Source organism: Bacteroides caecigallinarum, assembly GCF_021530995.1.
Lineage (GTDB): Bacteria > Bacteroidota > Bacteroidia > Bacteroidales > Bacteroidaceae > Phocaeicola > Phocaeicola faecigallinarum.
The window spans coordinates 1-20,126 of record NZ_JADYTF010000015.1 but is presented as its reverse complement, the minus strand read 5'-3'; the positions used below and the strand labels follow the sequence as shown (position 1 = coordinate 20,126).

The 20,126-nt window shown below is 42.2% G+C and carries 18 protein-coding genes; 11 read left to right on the top strand and 7 right to left on the bottom strand.

The genetic code is table 11. The features are described from left to right. Positions 1–121 precede the first annotated feature (121 nt). The 5 genes from I6E24_RS03895 (at position 122) to I6E24_RS03875 (ending at position 5,476) form a co-directional block, all read left to right on the top strand. Positions 122–2,269 carry a cation:proton antiporter gene (locus tag I6E24_RS03895; protein ID WP_204390704.1) on the top strand — a complete coding sequence of 716 codons (2,148 nt, stop codon included), beginning with the start codon at positions 122–124 and terminating at the stop codon, positions 2,267–2,269. Next, a complete protein-coding gene (locus I6E24_RS03890; RefSeq protein ID WP_154044301.1) occupies positions 2,248–2,973 on the top strand; it encodes a tRNA threonylcarbamoyladenosine dehydratase in 726 nt (241 codons plus the stop codon). Before I6E24_RS03895 ends, I6E24_RS03890 begins: the two co-directional genes overlap by 22 nt. A gap of 13 nt (positions 2,974–2,986) precedes the next feature. Further along, positions 2,987–3,637 (top strand): ABC transporter ATP-binding protein, encoded by a 651-nt coding sequence (locus tag I6E24_RS03885; RefSeq protein ID WP_235326405.1) that lies wholly within the window; start codon positions 2,987–2,989, stop codon positions 3,635–3,637. A gap of 40 nt (positions 3,638–3,677) precedes the next feature. Beyond that, positions 3,678–4,517, top strand: coding sequence for a CvfB family protein (locus tag I6E24_RS03880; protein WP_235326402.1), 840 nt, complete (start codon positions 3,678–3,680; stop codon positions 4,515–4,517). 128 nt (positions 4,518–4,645) lie between these two features. After that, positions 4,646–5,476: a hypothetical protein gene (locus I6E24_RS03875; RefSeq protein WP_235326400.1), complete on the top strand. Its 831-nt coding sequence runs from the start codon at positions 4,646–4,648 to the stop codon at positions 5,474–5,476. A gap of 162 nt (positions 5,477–5,638) precedes the next feature. On the opposite strand, the gene I6E24_RS03870 is transcribed toward I6E24_RS03875, so the two are convergent. From I6E24_RS03870 to I6E24_RS03850, 5 genes are all read right to left on the bottom strand, one after another. Beyond that, positions 5,639–6,967, bottom strand: a complete 1,329-nt coding sequence (locus I6E24_RS03870) for a TolC family protein (protein WP_235326397.1) — start codon at positions 6,965–6,967, stop codon at positions 5,639–5,641. A 28-nt stretch (positions 6,968–6,995) separates the two neighbouring features. Next, positions 6,996–8,090 (bottom strand): efflux RND transporter periplasmic adaptor subunit, encoded by a 1,095-nt coding sequence (locus tag I6E24_RS03865; protein WP_235326395.1) that lies wholly within the window; start codon positions 8,088–8,090, stop codon positions 6,996–6,998. An 84-nt stretch (positions 8,091–8,174) separates the two neighbouring features. Beyond that, complete coding sequence (locus tag I6E24_RS03860) at positions 8,175–9,419, bottom strand: ABC transporter permease (protein ID WP_235326393.1); 1,245 nt, start codon at positions 9,417–9,419, stop codon at positions 8,175–8,177. Positions 9,420–9,421: 2 nt separating this feature from the next. Further along, positions 9,422–10,669: an ABC transporter permease gene (locus I6E24_RS03855; RefSeq protein ID WP_235326391.1), complete on the bottom strand. Its 1,248-nt coding sequence runs from the start codon at positions 10,667–10,669 to the stop codon at positions 9,422–9,424. A 15-nt stretch (positions 10,670–10,684) separates the two neighbouring features. After that, positions 10,685–11,404 carry an ABC transporter ATP-binding protein gene (locus tag I6E24_RS03850; RefSeq protein WP_235326389.1) on the bottom strand — a complete coding sequence of 240 codons (720 nt, stop codon included), beginning with the start codon at positions 11,402–11,404 and terminating at the stop codon, positions 10,685–10,687. 140 nt (positions 11,405–11,544) lie between these two features. Between I6E24_RS03850 and I6E24_RS03845 the strand changes: the two genes are divergently transcribed. After that, positions 11,545–12,519 (top strand): ROK family protein, encoded by a 975-nt coding sequence (locus I6E24_RS03845; RefSeq protein ID WP_235326387.1) that lies wholly within the window; start codon positions 11,545–11,547, stop codon positions 12,517–12,519. Positions 12,520–12,661: 142 nt separating this feature from the next. Here I6E24_RS03845 and I6E24_RS03840 read toward each other — a convergent pair whose 3' ends face one another. Then, positions 12,662–13,054 (bottom strand): VanZ family protein, encoded by a 393-nt coding sequence (locus tag I6E24_RS03840; protein ID WP_235326385.1) that lies wholly within the window; start codon positions 13,052–13,054, stop codon positions 12,662–12,664. Between the two features lie 92 nt (positions 13,055–13,146). On the opposite strand from I6E24_RS03840, the gene I6E24_RS03835 reads away from it, so the two are divergent. Together I6E24_RS03835 and I6E24_RS03830 are read left to right on the top strand one after the other, a co-directional pair. Further along, the gene (locus I6E24_RS03835; protein WP_235326383.1) at positions 13,147–14,514 is read left to right on the top strand and encodes a sodium-dependent transporter; all 1,368 of its coding nucleotides are present in this window, start codon (positions 13,147–13,149) and stop codon (positions 14,512–14,514) included. A gap of 16 nt (positions 14,515–14,530) precedes the next feature. Then, entirely contained in the window at positions 14,531–15,262 is a 732-nt protein-coding gene (locus tag I6E24_RS03830; protein ID WP_235326381.1) for a ComEA family DNA-binding protein, read from the top strand. A 126-nt stretch (positions 15,263–15,388) separates the two neighbouring features. Here I6E24_RS03830 and I6E24_RS03825 read toward each other — a convergent pair whose 3' ends face one another. Then, positions 15,389–16,810 (bottom strand): alkaline phosphatase, encoded by a 1,422-nt coding sequence (locus I6E24_RS03825; protein ID WP_235326379.1) that lies wholly within the window; start codon positions 16,808–16,810, stop codon positions 15,389–15,391. 140 nt (positions 16,811–16,950) lie between these two features. On the opposite strand from I6E24_RS03825, the gene I6E24_RS03820 reads away from it, so the two are divergent. The 3 genes from I6E24_RS03820 to I6E24_RS03810 all read left to right on the top strand — a co-directional run bounded on the left by I6E24_RS03820 (position 16,951) and on the right by I6E24_RS03810 (position 19,925). Further along, positions 16,951–17,892 carry a fimbrillin family protein gene (locus I6E24_RS03820; RefSeq protein WP_235326377.1) on the top strand — a complete coding sequence of 314 codons (942 nt, stop codon included), beginning with the start codon at positions 16,951–16,953 and terminating at the stop codon, positions 17,890–17,892. Between the two features lie 93 nt (positions 17,893–17,985). Beyond that, complete coding sequence (gene xpt, locus I6E24_RS03815) at positions 17,986–18,558, top strand: xanthine phosphoribosyltransferase (protein WP_235326375.1); 573 nt, start codon at positions 17,986–17,988, stop codon at positions 18,556–18,558. Positions 18,559–18,593: 35 nt separating this feature from the next. Then, the gene (locus I6E24_RS03810; RefSeq protein WP_235326373.1) at positions 18,594–19,925 is read left to right on the top strand and encodes a nucleobase:cation symporter-2 family protein; all 1,332 of its coding nucleotides are present in this window, start codon (positions 18,594–18,596) and stop codon (positions 19,923–19,925) included. The last annotated feature ends 201 nt before the right edge of the window (positions 19,926–20,126 follow it).

Below are 20,126 nucleotides of genomic sequence, written 5' to 3'. Positions count from 1 at the left end.
CGTATTGTATCGTTTGTTATTATTTAGACTGCAAAAATAAAACATTCTGACTGATAAATATTGAAACTCGGAATTTTTTTTCTATTTTTGTTCAATAAATGAAAAATTACGATACGAATTTATGAAAGATTTGCTCAATTTACTAGACCTTGATTTTCATTTCCCCATAACAGACCCGACGTGGATTTTCTTTTTGGTGCTGGTAATCATATTGCTTGCTCCTATTATCTTGGAAAAACTGCATATTCCGCACATCATAGGAATGATATTGGCCGGAGTCGTTATCGGTGAGCATGGATTTAATATCCTGGCGCGCGACAGCAGCTTTGAACTGTTCGGGAAAGTAGGACTGTATTATATCATGTTCCTTGCCGGTCTGGAAATGAATATGGAGGACTTCAAGAGCATACGTGGAAAAGCGATGGTATTGGGGTTGTTGGCCTTCGTCATTCCGTTGGGCATCGGTTTTTGGACCAATGTAAACATCTTGGGCTATGGAGTCGTCTCTTCGGTATTGCTTGCCAGTATGTATGCGTCGCATACTCTTATCGCTTACCCCATTGTCATCCGTTACGGCATAAACCGCCATCGGGCTGTAGGTATCGCGGTAGGGGGTACGGCGGTGACAGATACCCTTACTTTGCTTGTGTTGGCAGTCATCGGCGGCCTGTATAAAGGCGAGACTTCGGATATGTTCTGGGTATGGCTGGTGTTGAAAGTGTTAGTGCTTGGAGCCATCATTATGTACACTTTCCCGCCTATAGCCCGCTGGTTCTTCCGCCGTTATAGTGACAATGTGGTGCAATATATTTTTGTCATGGCGATGGTGTTCCTTGGTGCCGGACTGATGGAAATCGTTGGCATGGAAGGTATATTGGGAGCGTTCTTGGCCGGATTGGTATTGAACCGTTTGATTCCTCACGTGTCACCGCTGATGAATCATTTGGAGTTTGTGGGTAACGCGTTGTTCATCCCTTATTTCCTTATAGGTGTCGGCATGCTGATAAACGTAAACGTGTTGTTCGGGCATATAGATTCTATAAAGGTAGCTTCTGTGATGATTGTGGTGGCATTGGTCGGGAAATGGATAGCTTCGTGGTTGACTCAGAAGATTTTCCGGATGCGTGCCGTGGAGCGTGAGTTGATGTTCGGGCTGAGCAACGCGCAGGCGGCGGCCACTCTGGCGGCGGTATTGGTGGGTTACGACATTATCCTTCCCTCCGGTGAGCGGCTGTTGAACGAAGATGTGTTGAACGGGACGATTTTGCTTATATTGGTGACATGTGTTGTCAGTTCGTTCATTACCGAACACACGGCCAAGCAGATTGCCACGAGCGACGATGTAGGCTTGGATGAAGGCAAAGAGCATGAAAAAGAGCGTTTCCTGGTTCCTATAGCTAATCCGGAAACTTTGGAAAGCTTGATGAGTTTGGCGTTGGTCTTGCGCAACGAAAAGATAAGCGACAATTTGGTTGCGCTTAGTGTCATCAACGACAACAACGATTCGGTGAAGCAGGAAATGCGAAGCAAGCGTAACTTGGAGCGGGCGGCCCAGATAGCAGCGTCAACCAATGTGCGGATGAAGACTGTTAGCCGTTTTGATTTGAACATAACAACAGGCATTCTTCATACGGCAAAGGAATGTGATGCGACTGACATTATCATAGGTTTGCATTATAAGGCGAGCATCGTTGACTCTTTTTTCGGTAACATGACAGAGAATTTGTTGAAGAATACATATTTGCAAGTGATGATTGTGCGTTTCCTGATACCTGTCAATACGTTGCGCCGAATAATTGTGGCGGTGCCTCCAAAAGCCGAGTTCGAGCACGGTTTTACCAGATGGATAACATATATGTGCCGTTTGAGCAGCCAGCTTGGGTGCAGGGTGCATTTTTATGCTCCTTTGCGTACTTTGGGATACATCAGCGGTTTTATACAAAAGAAATTCAAGGACACGCGCACCGTTTATTCCGAACTTGAGAATTGGGAAGACTTGTTGTTGTTGACCGGGCAGGTTAATTACGACCATCTGCTGGTTATTGTAAGTGCGAGGTGCGGGTCTATTTCTTACGATTCTTCTTTCGAGAAACTTCCGACGCAGGTCTCCAAATATTTCAATAACAACAGCATCATGCTGCTCTATCCTGAACAAAAAGGCGATCCTAACGAGAGTCTTTCTTTCTCCGACCCGCACGGATGGGCAGAGACGCAATATTATGATAAAGTAGGTAATTGGATTTATAAATGGTTCAAAAAGAATTCGTAAATTGGCAGCAGCGCACGGAACTGTTGCTGGGAAGAGAAAAAACGGAGCGGTTACGCCGTGCCCATGTACTGGTGGTAGGTTTGGGAGGAGTAGGGGCGTATGCTGCCGAGATGTTGTGCCGTGCAGGCATAGGGCACATGACTATAGTAGATGCCGATACCGTGCAGCCTACCAATATTAACCGTCAGCTTCCGGCACTTCATTCCACGTTGGGGCAATACAAGGCAGATGTGCTTGCCACACGTTTTCGCGATATTAATCCCGATATACGATTGGATGTATTGCCTGTATATTTGAAGGATGAAGCTATTACGGAGTTGCTGGACAGTGAAAGGTTTGATTTTGTTGTTGACGCCATTGACACCGTGGCTCCGAAATGTTATCTTATATATAATGCTTTGAAGCGAGGGCTAAAGATAGTCAGCAGCATGGGGGCAGGTGCCAAGAGTGATATTACGCAGGTCAGATTTGCCGATTTATGGGAGACTTACCATTGCGGACTTAGCAAGGCTGTGAGAAAACGTTTGCAGAAAATGGGGATGAAGCGGAAATTGCCGGTGGTATTCAGTACAGAGCAAGCAGATACGAATGCCGTCGTATTGGTAGATGACGAGCAGAATAAAAAATCGACTACAGGCACTGTGAGCTATATGCCGGCGGTGTTCGGGTGTTATCTGGCTGAATATGTGATAAAGAGAATCTAAACATTCCTGAGATATGATAGAGATAGAAGGAATAACGAAAAGTTTTGGACAACTTCAGGTGTTGAAAGGTATAGACTTGAATATTGATAAAGGTGAGGTCGTGAGTATTGTAGGACCGAGTGGAGCGGGAAAAACCACGCTTCTTCAGATAATAGGCACTCTTGACAGAGCTGATTCGGGTAGGGTAATTATAAACGGTACTGACGTAAGCCGCATGAAAGAGAAAGAACTGTCTGCTTTCAGAAACAGGGAGATAGGTTTCGTTTTTCAGTTTCATCAGTTGCTGCCTGAGTTTACTGCATTGGAGAATGTCACTATTCCTGCCTTGATTAAAGGAGTTTCAGCTGCAGAGGCTCGCAAGCAGGCACTTGAAATGCTGAAGTTTTTAGGACTGTCAGACCGGGCGTCGCATAAACCGGCAGAACTCTCGGGTGGAGAGAAACAGCGTGTGGCTGTGGCAAGGGCTTTGATAAACAATCCGGCTGTAGTGTTGGCTGATGAACCTTCGGGAAGCCTTGACACTAAGAATAAGGAGGAACTACACAATCTGTTCTTTGAATTGCGCGATAAGCTGGGGCAGACTTTCGTAATAGTAACTCATGATGAAGGACTTGCCGGCCAGACTGACCGGACTATTCACATGCTGGATGGAAGGATTGTTTAACCAACAACTATAAACCAACAACTAACAACTATATATAATTATGAGTCATATTAAATTGGGAGAATATAACCTTCTGGAAGTCGTAAAGGAAGTAGATTTCGGGGTTTACCTTGATGGTAGCGAAGATGGAGAAATATTGTTGCCAACACGTTATGTTCCTCAGGGATGCAAGCCTGGTGACGTACTGAATGTGTTTATTTATCTCGATATGGACGAACGTCTGATAGCTACAACTTTGCAGCCATACGTTAAGGTCGGCGAGTTTGCGTGTCTTGAAGTGGCATGGGTGAATCAGTATGGGGCATTTCTAGACTGGGGATTGATGAAGGACTTGTTTGTACCTTTTCGCGAGCAGAAGATGAAAATGCTGAAAGGAAACTCGTATGTGGTGCATGTACATCTTGACGAGGACAGTTATCGTATTGTGGCGTCAGCAAAAGTTGAGAAGTATCTTTCAAAAGATATGCCGGAATACAATGCGGGCGATGAAGTGGAAGTACTTGTATGGCAGAAAACAGACCTTGGATTTAAGGTGATAGTTGACAACAAGTTCGGAGGAATGATTTTCAAGAATGAAATATTTACCAATGTGCGTACAGGCATGAAGATGACCGCTTATATCAAGCAGGTTCGTCCGGACGGAAAGATAGACCTTGAACTTCAGAAAGGGGGAGTGAAGAAGGTAGAAGATTTTGCTGACACTCTTCTGGAATATATACGCAGCAATGGTGGCTCTACACCTTTGAACGACAAGACAGAGGCAGACGTGATTTACAGTACCTTCGGTGTAAGCAAGAAGACTTTCAAGAAAGCGGTAGGCGACCTGTACAAGAAACGTCTCATAGTGCTTGAAGGTGAACAGGGAATACGTCTGGCTTAATGATATTTGTGTATATAGGGTTTATCCTATATGCTGTAGGAACATTCCTAAAAACGTTTGGGAATATTCTGTTGTAGGGGGATTTTTATCCTCCTATTTTTGTATCAGGAAATTAAAACGGTAAGATTATGAAGAGAAGATTTTGTTTAATGATTATGGCAGTTGCAGCCTTTATGTTTGTGTTGCCTGCCGGTGCCTTCGATTTGGGCGACGTCAGGGTTAATGCCCGCTTCCTGACTGACAGGATGGCATTCGAACTGAAGTTGAACGAACGTCAGTATAATGATTTGTATGAGATTAATTTTGATTTTTTCAATAATGTTGATCCGTATGTCTCAGCTTTATCGCGTGCCGAAGCACGTGCGATGGATGCTTATTACAGATATCTCGATGAAAGAAACGATGACCTGAGATGGGTTCTGCCAAGTGCCGCGTATGTAAAGTTTATGTCAATAGACTATTTCTTCCGTCCTATATATGCGGTGAATAATGTTTGTTACGTACGCGTATATAAAGTATATCCGGACAGACGTTTCTTCTATTATGGATTGCCTGTTCATTATTATTCTTATAAGGGAGCACACGGACGTGTGCATTGTGGTGGCGTAAGTTATTATAAGAAGAATTTCAAAAAGCATTACAATCATAAAGTTTATGTAGGGCATTATCAGTGTAGACCAGAGTACAGACCTCATGATTTCGGACGACCTAATCCGGCGGTAAGACCGTCTCGTCCTGTGTGTCCTCCAGCAAAACCTCTGCCTCCGACAAAACCGGTTCGTCCAAATAAACCGGTACCTCCTTCAGTGACCCGTCCTCCAAAACACGACCATGACAAGCATGACAGGTATGAACGTCATGAAAACAGAAAAGAGGTAAGAAAAAGCAAGGAACGTATTGACAGAAGTTCAACACGTAAGTCAAGAGACGTCTCAAGCAGAAGCGTTAGGGAATTGTGATACGGCTATCAATATTTTTCATAATGTACATATCTCTCTCTTGTTATAATTTGTATTGTTTTTTTATCAGGTAAAAAAATGAGGATAACAAAAAAAACGACAATGCTGTCAGTTTGCATACTGTCTGGTATTGTCGTTTTTCGCTGTTCAATATGTTTGAATTCATTTCAGAGTAAGCGGTACCCCCTTGTAGAAGTCCAGTATCTTGGTTCTGAATATATAGTCGTACTTGGCCTGTAACTTTTCTGATATGGCTTTCATCCAGCTTGTACGGCTTTCGTTGTATTCGGTAGCATTGGCTTTCCCTTCTGCGTATTTTTCTTTCATCAGATTGAATGAAGCTTCTGCCGCCTCATCGGCTGTAAGGCTGCTTTCATATCTGCTTTCTGCACCTAGAGCATTGTAGTATGCCTGCTGTATTTCTTTGTAAAGGGCTTTCTTGCTGTCTTCAAGCTGCCAGTTGAGTGTACTTTGCTGGATTCTTGCGTTTCTTACCTGGTTTCTTGTGCTGAAACGGTTGAAGATAGGGATTGTCAGCTGGAATCCGAAGTACTGGCTGAAGTTATCTTTTAACTGTGAGCCGAATACAGGATTTTTCATTCCTGCCACCTTATAATAGTTTGTACTGAGTCCGGCTCCGAAACTCAGTTGCGGATAATATGCGCTTTGAGCTATCTTTATAGACTTTGCCGCTCCTTCCAGACGATATTGTGCTGCCTTGATAGAAGGTTTAAACATTATAGCCTGATTGTAGATGTCTGCCGGAGAGGTGATGCTGCCCATATATTCGTCCATATCAGCTTTAGGAGATACGATAGCGAAATTATCAGGCGACGGAAGTTCAAGCAACTGGCTTAAATCCAGAAGTGCCAGTTGGTAATTGTTGTCAGCCTGAACAGCAGACAGCTGGTCCTGTGCAACTCTTGATTTTGCTTCAAGCCATTCAGCCTCTGAAGCTTTTCCAGTCTTGAAATATGCCTCTTTCTGTGCAAGCATTTCCTTGCTTAATTCAACCTGCAGATGTGCCACCTGTGCAAGCTCTTCATTGAAAAGTACTTGCAGATAGGCAGATGCCACCTGTATGCTTATGTCTTCCTTGGCCTTGTTCAGATCTTCTGTCGCAGCCTGTAGATTCAGTTTGGCAAGGGCAATACTGTTTGTTATCTTCAATCCTGTAAACAGGGGAACGCTGGTGTTCAGGTTGAATGCCGTATTTTGTGTGTTGAGGCTTTTATATGTATTGTCAGCCTGTATGCTTCGTCCAAAATTGAATGAATGCGAGGTGCTACCGTTCAAGTCCGGAAGTCTGCTCCATTTTGCTGTACTCAGTTCTACTGCGCTTTGCTCTTTTGAGGCTTCCTGCTGCTTTATGCTCAGATTGTTTTCTATGGCGTGGGTGATACATTTTTCCAGATCCCATTTTTCCTGAGCTGTAGCATTTGCAGTGAATAGAATCATCAGAGCAGAAGTCATGATTATATTTTTCTTCATTTCAGTTTTCTTGTTAAACTGTTATACATTATTCTTTTTTAAGTCCGCGCACAAAGTCATTCTCTTTCAGACCCGATTTGATTTCAACGTTTATTCCGTCGCTCACTCCGGTTGTCACGTTCTTGCGGTCGAATTTCTGACCTGAAACACTGTCTGTAAGGAGATATACAAATGTCGAGTCTCCCTTGAATTCCAGTGCACTTTCAGGGATACTTAGTACATCATTTGCTCTCTGAAGCTCCATTTCTGCGTTTGCGCTATATCCCGAACGGATAGTGACACTGTCCGGCACTGTAATTGCGGCTTTTATTTCGAACTGATTTGCTCCGTTGTTCTCTACGCTTTTTGGTGAGATGTATTCCAGAGTGGCACTGAAAGACATATCCTGGAGAGCTCCTAAAGTAATTTTTACAGGAATTCCAACTGAGATTTTTCCTACTTCAGTTTCGTCTACGTTGCCGCGGAAAATAAGGTCGCCCATATCTGCTACGGTTGCTATAGTAGTACCGTCGTTGAAAGTGTTACTCATGATAACCGAGTTACCGACCTTGATAGGTACATCCAGAATAAGTCCGTCTATTGTTGAACGGATAAGTGTGCTACTAAATGACGCACTGTTTTTGGTGATACCTTCCTTGATGATTTCCAGATTGTCTTTTGCAGCCTGGATTTCTTCACGAGCCTGTTTTGTAGTCAGCAATGTCTTTTCGTATTCTTCGCTGCTCACCAGTTTCTTTTCGTAAAGTTTCTCCATTCTTTCAAGGTCGATTTCTGCCTGACGGCCGTTCATCTCTGCCAGACGTACGCGGCTTTCGGCCGAATTGAGCTGACCCAGTTCCGGGATAACCTTTACTTTGGCTATAACTTCTCCCTTTTTCACATTTTCACCGGCCTCCTTGTAGACTTCGGATATGATACCTGAAATCTGAGGCTTTATCTGTACCTCATCTCTAGGTTCTATTTTACCTGTAGCCACTGTTGTCTGTACGATGTTTGATTTTACTACTTTCAGAACGTTGTATTCAACGTCTTTTGGCTGTGATTTCTGGTAAAGGAATACGAAAGTTCCGATGAACAGTAGTGCAATGACTACCATTATACCGATTCTGATAAATTTCTTCATATAATTTGGTTTTTAAGTTTCTTATTCTTATGTGTATTGTTCCTTCTAAATAACTAACTCTTAATTTTCATTATAAATTGAATATCATTCATCTCTGATAGCCTCTATAGGTTTGATGGCCATTGCACGGAATGCAGGTGCCAGCCCGGCCAATAATCCTAGAAGCAGCAGCAGAATGCAGGCTCCTATAGCTCCCCAGAAACTTATTTGGAAATGCGCTGTTGAGGTAGGAGAGGACAGGGCCTGTTCCACAATGTTAAGAAGGAAAACGGCAAAAGATATTCCGCTCATTCCTGCAATGGTGGTCAGTACCATGCTTTCTGTAAGAATTTGGCTTAATATGTCGTTGGGGCGAGCACCGATAGCTCTACGGATTCCTATTTCAGTGGTTCTTTCTTTCACTGTCACCATCATGATGTTGCTGACGCCTATTGCACCGGCAAGCAGCGTTCCGAGTCCTACCATCCAACCCAATACTTCTATACCAGAGAACAGATTGTCCATCATTCCGAACATGGCTTCGGCATTTACGCTGATTACAGCCTGTTTATCGTCTGGATGTACATTATGTGCGCGCTTTATTACGGATTCCACTTTTTCCTGTACTTGGCTTACGGAGTATCCCTTCTTGACGGTAAAACTCAACATCTGGATTTTGTCTCCGAAATTATAGTTTTGCTGCATGGTTGAGAAGGGGATAATGATTGAGGTTTCTGCCTGTCCCTGAACAGACATGTTTCCGGCAGCCATGTTGACTCCTATCACCTGATAATATATACCGCTTACTTCGATATATTTTCCGCAAGGATTGCTTTTGTCGGGAAAAAGACTTTCGAAGATTCTGCTGCCTAGTACACATACTTTTCTTCGGTTTATAATATCCATATCGTTTATATATCGTCCCATGGATATTTGTGGCTCTTCTATCTTGGCATATATCGGATAAAGTCCTTTAAGAGTACCCGAGGTCTTGTTCTCATTATATACCATGTCTATTCCCCATTTCGTAATGTTCGGGGTTACAACTTCTATTTCAGGAACACTTCGCCTGACTCTTTCTACGTCGGTATTTGTTAGTTCCCAAAAACGTCCCTGCTGAAATCCTTTATAGGCCTTGCTCGTTTGGTTGGTACCCATAAAACCGGAGTTGGTGGCAAACCCTACAAACTGTTTTGCCATAAGGTCCTGCACACCCTTGGTTCCTCCCATAAGGGCCACAAGCATGAATATTCCCCAAAACACTCCGAAAGCCGTAAGCAGGCTTCGTGTCTTGTTCCTTGTTATGGTGAGGATTATCTCCTCGCATGTATCCAAATCAAATCGTCTCATAATCAGTCTGCTCTAAGTGCTTCGATAGGTCGTATCATTACAGCCTTTCTTGCAGGGAACAGTCCGGCAAGTGTTCCTGCTATTATCAGTGTAAGTGTGGCTTGTATGGCAATGCTTATGTCCACTGTAGGATTCTCGAAGACAGTCATCGAAAATATTCCTGCATCTACAACCTGTTTTCCTGCCACTATATTCATATATTCAGTAGTTGCAATACCCGCTACCATGCCTATATATCCGAAGAATGTTGTTATCACTACACTTTCCGATATTATCAGCCATAGAATTGAAGAAGGTTTTGCCCCAAGCGCTTTCCTTATGCCGAACTCATGTGTTCTTTCTCTGACAGTAATAAGCATGATATTGCTTACACCTACTATCCCGCTGAGCAATGTGAAAATACCGACAACCCATATCGAAATATTCAGAATATTTGTTGCCGACTGCTGTTGCAGATACTGGGTAAATCTGTTCCATATCCATATTGCGCTGTCATCGTCAGGAGCGAAGTTATTGTTCTTCCCAATTGCCGCACGATACTCTTTTTCGAAGATGTCGTTTGATGCCTGATCTGTAAGATTTTGTGTGGCGAAAATTATATTGTCGATACTGTCACCTTTGCTGTAGATAATCTGTAATGTGGTGAAAGGCACAAGTGCGCTTGGCGAGAAACTGTTCTGGTCGGAGTATATTCCCACTACCTGATACATGACACCTTGCGAAGTTATGTATTTGCCGATAGCTTCGGATTGTGGAAACAGAATGTCTGCTGTCTTCTGGTGAAGGACTATTACTTTCCTCATCTCTTCCATGTCACGCTTGTTTATGAAGCGTCCCTTGACGAGTCGCATAGGTTCCATTTCTGTGTGATTCGGGAACACGCCGTTGATTGTTATGCTTACGTTTTCTTTACCGTATGTCAATATGCCGCTATGGCTTGTTGTAGCCCCTACAGTGGTAATATTGCCGGTGAATCTTTTGGAGGTTATTTTCATATCGCTTTCGTTGAGCGATATGTTTCTGCCCTCGTTCAGTCCGTTGAAAGCCTTCGAAGTCACTCCGGGATAAATCTTCATGGAGTTCATCTTCATGTCTGCCGACTGGTTTTCGAAAGCATGTATAAGTCCGTTTCCTGCCCCTAAAAGAACAATGAGCATGAATATTCCCCAGGCTACGGCAAATCCCGTCAGTGCAGTGCGCAGTTTGTTACGCATTATTGTACCGTATATTTCTTGAATAAGATCTATCATTTCTTTTTTTGTGAATTATTTCATAAATCCGTTCTTGCCGAATGGTGATGCGTTATGGTCTATGTTGTCTTCTATCTTTTCTATTATACCATCTTTTATGTGGATTATCTTGTTTGTCTGGTTCGCCACACCGCTTTCGTGTGTTACTATTATGATAGTCAGACCTTCCTTTTCATGTAATTCTTTCAGTATGTTCATTACTTCTACCGATGTCTTGCTGTCCAGCGCTCCCGTAGGTTCGTCAGCCAATATGATTTCAGGCTTTGAAATAAGAGCTCTGGCTATGGCAACTCTCTGCTTCTGTCCGCCCGAAAGTTCGTTAGGCATGTGGTGGGCCCATTCTTTCAGTCCCAGTTTGTCAAGGTATTCCATAGCAAGCTCATTCCTTTTCTTTCTGCCCACTCCCTGATAGTACAGAGGAAGTGCCACATTCTCCATCGCGTTTTTGAATGATATAAGATTGAATGACTGGAAAATGAAACCTATCATTCTGTTTCTGTACTCGGCTGCCTTAGTTTCGCTAAGGTCCTTTATAAGTACCCCGTTCAGGGTATATTCCCCTGTGTCATAATTATCAAGAATTCCCAGTATATTAAGTAATGTGGATTTTCCCGAACCGGAAGCTCCCATGATAGAAACAAATTCCCCTTTTTTTATTTCAAGGTTAATACCTTTCAGTACGTGCAGTGGAGCACCGTTGTGGTAAGTCTTGTTTATGTCTTTTAAACGAATCATTTTTTAAGTTGATTAATAAATTGCGCGGCTAATTTAGAAAAAAACTTATACATTAGTATTAATATTTATTTGAAAAATTTGTTAGATTATTCTCTATTGTATATTTTTGCCTCAATAATTAACCCTAAACAATAAATGTCATGACTGTAAATATGGAAAAACCTTATGTGGTTGGTATGGACATCGGCGGTACAAATACCGTTTTCGGTGTAGTTGATTCTCGTGGAAACGTATTGGCTTCCGATTCTATCAAGACTCAGGAGCATGAGGAAATTGATGAGTATGTTGATGCTGTGTGCAAGAAACTTATTCCTCTTTTGCAACAATTCGGAGGTGCAGAGAAGTTCAAGGGAATGGGTGTTGGAGCACCTAACGGTAACTATTACAATGGAACAATCGAATTTGCTCCGAATCTTCCTTGGAAGGGAGTTATTCCTTTGTCAGCCATGTTCGAAGATAAATTAGGTATCCCTACAGCACTTACTAATGATGCAAACGCGGCTGCAATCGGTGAAATGACTTACGGTGCGGCACGTGGCTTGAGAGACTTCATTATGATTACACTTGGTACAGGTGTTGGTAGTGGTATCGTGGTTAACGGTCAGTTGGTTTATGGTCATGACGGTTTTGCCGGTGAGCTTGGACATGTGATTGTTGAGCGCGACGGTCGTATCTGCGGATGCGGACGCAAGGGATGTCTCGAAACTTACTGTTCTGCAACTGGTGTTGCGCGTACTGCACGTGAATTCCTGGTAGCACGTTCAGAACCAAGTTTGCTTAGAGAAATTCCTGCCGAGGAAATAGTTTCAAAGGATGTGTACGATGCAGCTATAAAAGGTGATAAACTGGCTTTGGAAATATTTGAATATACAGGAACTATTTTAGGTAGAGCGTTGGCTGATTTCGTAGCGTTCTCTAGCCCTGAAGCTATTGTATTGTTCGGTGGTCTTGCAAAATCAGGTGATCTTATCATGAAACCTATCCAGAAGGCTATGGAAGAAAATGTTCTTAAGATTTACGCCGGTAAGACTAAATTGTTGCTTTCTCAGCTTAAAGATGCTGATGCAGCTGTACTTGGCGCAAGTGCATTGGGTTGGGAAGTAAAGGAAGACTAAACTTTTTATTATAATAGTTTAAATGCTCATCAAGCTGAGTTATAATATCAGCCTGATGAGCATTTTTCTTTCTATTCTTTCCTTTCTTTCATATGTTTCACATCCTTCACAACCTTTCTTTCTTATATTTCCTTTGCCTCCTTCACTTCTTTAACTTATTCCATATATATGGCCTTAATACATAATAGCTGAAAATACTGCCCAATATCACACCTGTTATGTTTGCCAAAAAGTCAAACCAGTCGCCTCCTCTTGTCTCGGTTAGAGTAGCCTGACCTATTTCAACAAGTCCACTCATTATTATCGGGCATAATATTCCACCAACAATAAGATGCCTCCTGATTATCGGCCGATGTTGTCTGAGATGTTCGGACCATAATATGACGGTAAGTCCTCCATACATACATATATGAACAATCTTATCTATATTCTTTATCTCGCTGATAGATGTCTGTGGAGGCTTAAAGAAAGAGAGATACAAAATAGCTGCTATTACCAGAATTGACAGTGGATAACGTTTTAAATATGTAATCATGTTATAAATGTTTATTTCATCGTCAAAAATATTATATTTTTCGTACATTTGCGCCACTAAACAGTTCTATTTATTATTTAATATGTTTTTTTATGCAACATCATCACGACAGAGTCAGTTTTGGAAGTAAATTGGGAGCGATATTGGCGGCAGCAGGTTCGGCTGTAGGATTGGGAAATATATGGCGTTTTCCATACGAGGCAGGAAATCATGGCGGCGCTGCTTTTATACTTATATATCTTGGATGTATCTTCATATTCGGTTTGCCGATTATGGTGGCAGAATTTACTATAGGCCGCAGTGCAAAGGCCAGTACAGGAGGTTCGTTCAGTGTTTTGGCTCCAGGTACGAAATGGAAGTGGGTAGGCTATCTTGGTGTTCTCACCGGTTTTCTTATTTTGGGATATTATTCGGTTGTGGCAGGATGGACACTGGAATATCTGCTTCAGGCAGCCATAGGAGGTTTCCATGGCAAGAATGCCGAGGGCTTTATCGCCATGTTCAATGAATTCTCGTCCGATCCTTTGAGACCTATAATATGGCTTACAGTGTTTATGCTTCTGACACACATCGTTATAGTGAGAGGAGTGAAGGATGGTATAGAACGTTCTTCAAAGGTCATGATGCCTGTACTTTTCATTCTTGTGGTATTGCTGGCTATATGTTCAGTCACTCTACCGGGCGCGGAAAAAGGTCTTGAGTTCCTTTTCAAGCCTGATTTCAGCAAGGTTACGCCTGAAGTCTTTCTCGGAGCCATGGGACAGGCATTTTTCTCTATGAGTCTTGGTATGGGATGTTTGTCGACGTATGCTTCGTATTTCGGAAAGGATACCAGACTTGGTCATACAGCCATGAGTGTGGGAGTGATTGATACTTTCGTTGCCATACTGGCCGGAATAATCATTTTCCCTGCAGCGTTTTCAGTAGGAATTAATCCAGGTTCCGGACCTTCATTGATATTCATAACATTGCCTAACGTATTTCAGCAGGCTTTTTCGGCAGTGCCTTTATTGGCTGTGGTATGTGCCATGGCTTTCTATCTTCTGCTTGCGCTTGCGGCTCTCACATCTACCATATCGCTTCATGAGGTGTCCACCGCTTTCTTTCATGAGAAGTTCGGACTTACCCGTGGCAGGGCAGCAACTATAGTGTCTGTTGGATGCTGGACTATAGGTGTGGTTTCTTCGTTGGCTTTGGGCGAATGGAGTGGATACAAGATTGCGGGACTCAACTTTTTCGATGCCCTTGATTATCTGACTGCAAAAATCATGTTGCCTGTGTCAGGTATGTTGTCTGCCATTTTCGTAGGTTGGGTATTGAACAAGTCTATAGTGAAAGGCGAGGCTACCAACTACGGTGCGCTGAAGCCTACCTATTATCCTCTCTACATCTTCATTCTTAAGTTTATCGCACCTTTAGGGATAATGCTCATTTTCCTCAACGAATTGGGCTTGTTTTAATAATTAGCTTCTCTGTATGTGGAATGATTGGTTCTTTTATTCCCGCGGACAGCGGAGGGCTATAATACTCTTGCTGCTGTCGCTGATTCTTCTTATAGCCATGTTGGCCAGTGGAAGTTTTGGTGACAGGCAAAAGGGAATAGCGGCAGAACCATTGGCAATAGCGGATTCATTATATAGAAAAGTCGAGAAAGACAAACGTGAATACGAAAGGAAATATGCATACCGAAAGAGCGATAAGAAAGAACGGACTGCTTCTACAAAAGAAATGAAACGAAGCGCCGATACCTCAACGTATGCCGTAAAAGAGGAAAAAAGAACGGTCTATAGATTTCCCAAACAGGAAAAATTCCAACAAGGAATAGTTGTAGATGTAAATACTGCTGACACTTTGGTCCTGAAGAAAATACCGGGCATAGGAAGTGTAATATCGCGCAATATAGTGAACTACAGAAACCGTCTTGGAGGATTTTATGACGTAAGTCAATTGCTTGAAGTAAAATATGTAGATACCACACTTCTGCTATGGTTTCAGGTAAAGTCCGATGTATATCGTAAAATCAGTATAAATAAAGCTGATATAGATGAATTAAGGAGTCATCCGTATATGGATTTCTATAAGGCAAGGGCTGTTGTGGACTACCGGCGTAAAAGAGGCAAAATTACCGGTATGTCGCAATTATCGATGCTGAAAGAGTTTTCCGATGAAGATATGATAAGACTCAGTCATTATTTTTCCTTTGAATAGTAAATAATAGAGTTTATAAAATATTTGGCGGCTGTTTAAGTACCGGTTAGAGAATATTTCTGAACAGTACTTAAACAGCCGTCAAACGTATTTTAAGCGTGTAAGTCAAAACGAAATGTATAAAGTTTATTCTTCAATCATGTATCCTGCAGATTTTGCTATCAGTTTTGGAATCTGTGTGTTGTCCAGTCTTCCGCTGAAGTTTTCCGAGCCTGCACCGATGGCAAATACAGGAACGTATCCGGCAGAATGATCTCCGCTGACCCATCCGATGAGGGCTATCTCGTTTATTATACGTTTTGCTTCAGCTGCCAGAGCTTCATCCTGGGCATATTCACTTTTTTCCATTTTGGCTTTTTGACCTTTCAAAGTCTTCTCGTAAACGCTTCTCAGACGCGCTTCCTGCTCTTCCGACAGTTCTATTTCATCCCAGAATCCGAAATTCTCTTCCAATGCATCCTGTACAGCTTTCCAAGGAACATTGTTTTTATACTCCTTGCGCATAGAATTCAGTATCTTTGTAAACCCGCTTTCGCTTGTCTTCTGGTTTTCGATGGCTTTAAGGTTCAGTTTGTACTGGCCTGTTCCCAATACTATACCTCCGGTTTCATGGTCGGCTGTCACTACAATAAGAGTTTCATCCGGATGTTGTTTGTAGAATTCGTATGCCTGTTTTATAGCCTTGTCGAAATCCTGTACTTCGCGGAATGCTGTTGCTCCGTCATTACTGTGGCATGCCCAGTCTATTTTTCCGCCTTCCACCATCAGGAAGAATCCCTTGCTCAGATCTTTTGAAAGGAAGTCGATGGCAGAGCGTGTTATTTCCTCCAGCGTCATGTCTTTTTCAGTTCTGTCTATTGCGTATGGAATCGCACTTCTGTCTTTAGATGAGGCTTCCTCGGTCTGGAACAATATCATCTTGTCTGCCTTTGCGCTTTTACTGGTGTAATCCTTATATCCTCTGGCGATAGAATAGCCGTATTCGTCTGCCATTTTGTAGAGGTTCTTTGCATTACTGTCCTTTTTGTTTTTTGGTTCCATGAAATCAGAGCCGGCATAGAAATCAAAACCTGCAGTGTAGAGGTCAGTACCGATGTTATAATAGCTGCTTCTACTTGCCTCATGTGCATAGAATGCTGCTGGAGTGGCATGGTCTACACTGACACTTGTGGCTATACCCACTCTGCGACCGCTGTTTTTTGCCCAAACAGCAACACTGTTAACCGGAGTTTCAAGGTCTTTCAGTACTCCAATGGCACCGTTTTTTGTCTTGTTGCCTGTGGCCAGTGCTGTTCCTGCCGCAGCCGAGTCTGTTACTCCGTTGGTAGCTGAGAATGTGGTTGCTACTGTAGATACTGGAAACTGAGTGAAGCATAAAGGTTCGATGGCTATTTTCCCGTTCAGTTCTCCCTGGAAAAGTTCTGTTCCCTGAACTTGGTTTACGCCCATTCCGTCACCGATAAAATAGAATACGTATTTTGCCTGTTGTGCAAAGCACAAATTGTATGAAAATAATACAAGAGCAAATAAAAAATAGAGTTTTTTCATTGTTTTGTTTATGTTTATTTTGTAGCACAAAAATACATAATATATTAAATAAATAGATTTTTTTTCTATTCTTTTGTTTGAATTGTATTAAAAATGTTATATTTGTTACGAAAAACTTACAAAATTTAAATTTTTATATTATGAAAGCATTTGATTATCTGTTAGGGTTTTCTATCTTTTTAGCAGCATGCAGTAATGAAACATTGTCTCTAAACGAAGATTTATCAGTAAAATTATTTGTAGAAGTAGGTTCTAATCAAAATCAACAACAAAAGTCAAGGACAGTTACCGATGCTGACGGTCATGTAACTTTTTCCACCAATGACAAGGTAGGCATGTTTATACAAAATCAGGAAAACCCTGTATTGTGGACATACGATGGTGCTTCGTGGAATCCTGAAAAAACAATTGTATGGGAAAACCGTGCTGATGACTTTGATTTTCAGGCATACTATCCGTGCGAAGAAACAGCTCAAGTAACTCGCACTTCGGTTCCTATGCCCGATCTTTCTGTTCAGACAGGCGATATAGACGATATAGGCACTAAGGATTTTCTTGTCGGAAAATGCACTACGTCATATTCAGACGATAACGGTGTAGTATCTTTTTCTGGCACAAATGCATTCAAGCATGTATATTCCCTATTACATATTAATATTGTTAATGAAGAGACGGCACAATCTTTTTCAATGAACGAATGTAGTTTTTCAGGTGAAGGTATAGTTACTCTTCATGTGTATTCTTTTGATTCGGCTTCAGAAGGAATGAAAAAATCGGGTGAGGATGAAAAGTCAATTTTGGAAATAGCGGATCTGTCTTCTTTTACGGAGTCGGCTATTACTGTACTGCTTAATCCTGTAAGCCTTGAAATCCCACTAAGTTTTACTTTGAATTACACAAATGGCGGGGAAGGATATGAATATGAAGCTTCTGTAGATATAGGAAAAGAATTTCTAGCTGGAAGTTTCTCGAAAATTACGCTGAGATTAGTTGATGGAAAATTGACAATGACGGGTAACGAAGTTGAGGATTGGAATGTCATAACGTTGGATGAAATAGTGATAACCGGCACTCCAAAGTAATATATTGTCATATTTTTGTAATACATAAAGAAATTTCTTGTAATTTTGCGCACTAAAATCATTTAGAAACTCTTTTAATAATTAGTTGCACGTATGAAAGCACTGAAGGAACGGATATTGCGCGACGGAAAATGTTTTGAAGGTGGTATCCTTAAAGTGGACAACTTTATCAATCATCAGATGGACCCTATTCTGATGAAATCCATGGCAGTGGAATTTGTAAGGCGTTTTGCCAGTACCAAAATCAACAAAGTGCTGACCATAGAAGCCAGTGGTATAGCTCCAGCCATTATGGTGGGCTATTTGCTCGAACTTCCTGTAGTTTTTGCCAAGAAGAAAAAGCCAAGTACTATGGAGAATATGATTACCACTACCGTTTACTCTTTCACAAAGGACAGAAACTATGATGTTTGTGTCAGCAGTGATTATCTGTGTCCTGGTGATAAAGTGCTTTTCATCGACGATTTTCTTGCCAATGGAAATGCGGCTAAAGGTATTATCGACCTCGTAAACAAGGCTGGTGCCGAGCTGGTAGGTATGGGATTCCTTATCGAAAAATCATTCCAGCACGGTGGAGAGCAACTCAGAAGCATGGGTGTTCATGTTGAATCGCTTGCGATTATCGAAAGTCTGGACGACTGCAAGATTGTTCTTAAGGAAGAATAACTAACAAATAAACTCAAAAACTCAAATTTTAAAGAATGGAAAATGAACAGAACGTAGCTCCGGGCGAGGGGCTGATTTACGGACTTAACGACCGTCCACCTTTGAAGGATACCATTTTTGCGGCTTTGCAGCACCTGCTTGCCATTTTCGTGGCAATCATCACTCCTCCGCTTATCATAGCCGGAGCTTTGGGACTTGACATCGAGACAACCGGTTTCCTTGTTTCCATGGCGCTTTTTGCATCTGGTATCTCTACATTCATACAGTGTAGAAGGGTAGGACCTATTGGTTGCGGACTTCTTTGTATTCAGGGAACCAGCTTCTCTTTTATCGGTCCTATCATTTCAGCGGGACTTACAGGCGGGCTCTCTTCAATATTCGGAGCTACCATAGCGGCTTCTTCTGTGGAGATGCTCATCAGCCGTTTGTTGAAGTACACACGCAAGATTATCACTCCTCTTGTTTCAGGTATAGTGGTGACGCTTATCGGTATGAGCCTGATAAAGGTAGGTATCACGGCATGTGGAGGTGGTGTGGCGGCACAGAACAACGGCACATTCGGTTCATATCAGAATGTAGGTCTTGCGGCTTTGGTTCTGGTGCTTATCATTATTTTCAACCGCAGTTCCAACCGCTATCTCCGTATGAGTTCCATTGTGATAGGACTTCTGATAGGTTATGTAGTGGCATGGGCCTTGGGTATGGTTGATTTTTCGTCAGTGCAGAGCTACGGCGGTTTCAATATTCCTGTACCTTTCAAATACGGAATCTCGTTTGATATTTCTGCCATCATCGGTCTGGGACTTGTTTATCTGATAACAGCCATCGAGGCATACGGCGACGTAACTGCAAACTCCCTTATCTCAGGCGAGCCTGTGGAAGGAGAGAAATTCGTGAAGCGTGCTTCCGGAGGTATCCTTGCAGACGGTTTCAACTCTATGCTTGCAGGTATATTCAACTCGTTCCCTAACTCAATCTTCGCACAGAACAACGGTATGATTCAGTTGACAGGAGTTGCCAGCCGTTATGTGGGATATTTCATTGCCGGTTTCCTTATCCTGCTTGGTCTGTTCCCTGCTGTAGGTCTTGTATTCTCGCTTATGCCTGAACCAGTACTTGGCGGTGCCACACTGCTGATGTTCGGAACAGTGGCTGCTGCCGGTATACGTATCATTGCTTCACAGAAGATTGACAGAAAGGCTACACTTGTAATGGCATTAAGCTTCTCTTTCGGTCTGAGTGTGGAACTTGTTCCTGATATACTCTCACAGTTGCCAGACACGATAAAGAATATCTTCTCGTCCGGTATCACAACAGGAGGACTTACTGCAATATTGGCAAACGTGCTTATCAGAATTAAGGAGTAAAATTATCTGAGAGATATATAAAATGGCGGTTATTGTCTCATTTGATGGGGGCAGTAATCGCTTTTTTTGTACTGCAGGGCTGACGCATTACTTAATAAACTGATAATCAACCTAAGTTTGATAAACTCAATGATAAAATCTATTTATAAATACTTTTTTCTTTACTTTTGTCCAATATTTTCAAGTTAAAAACATCCAATG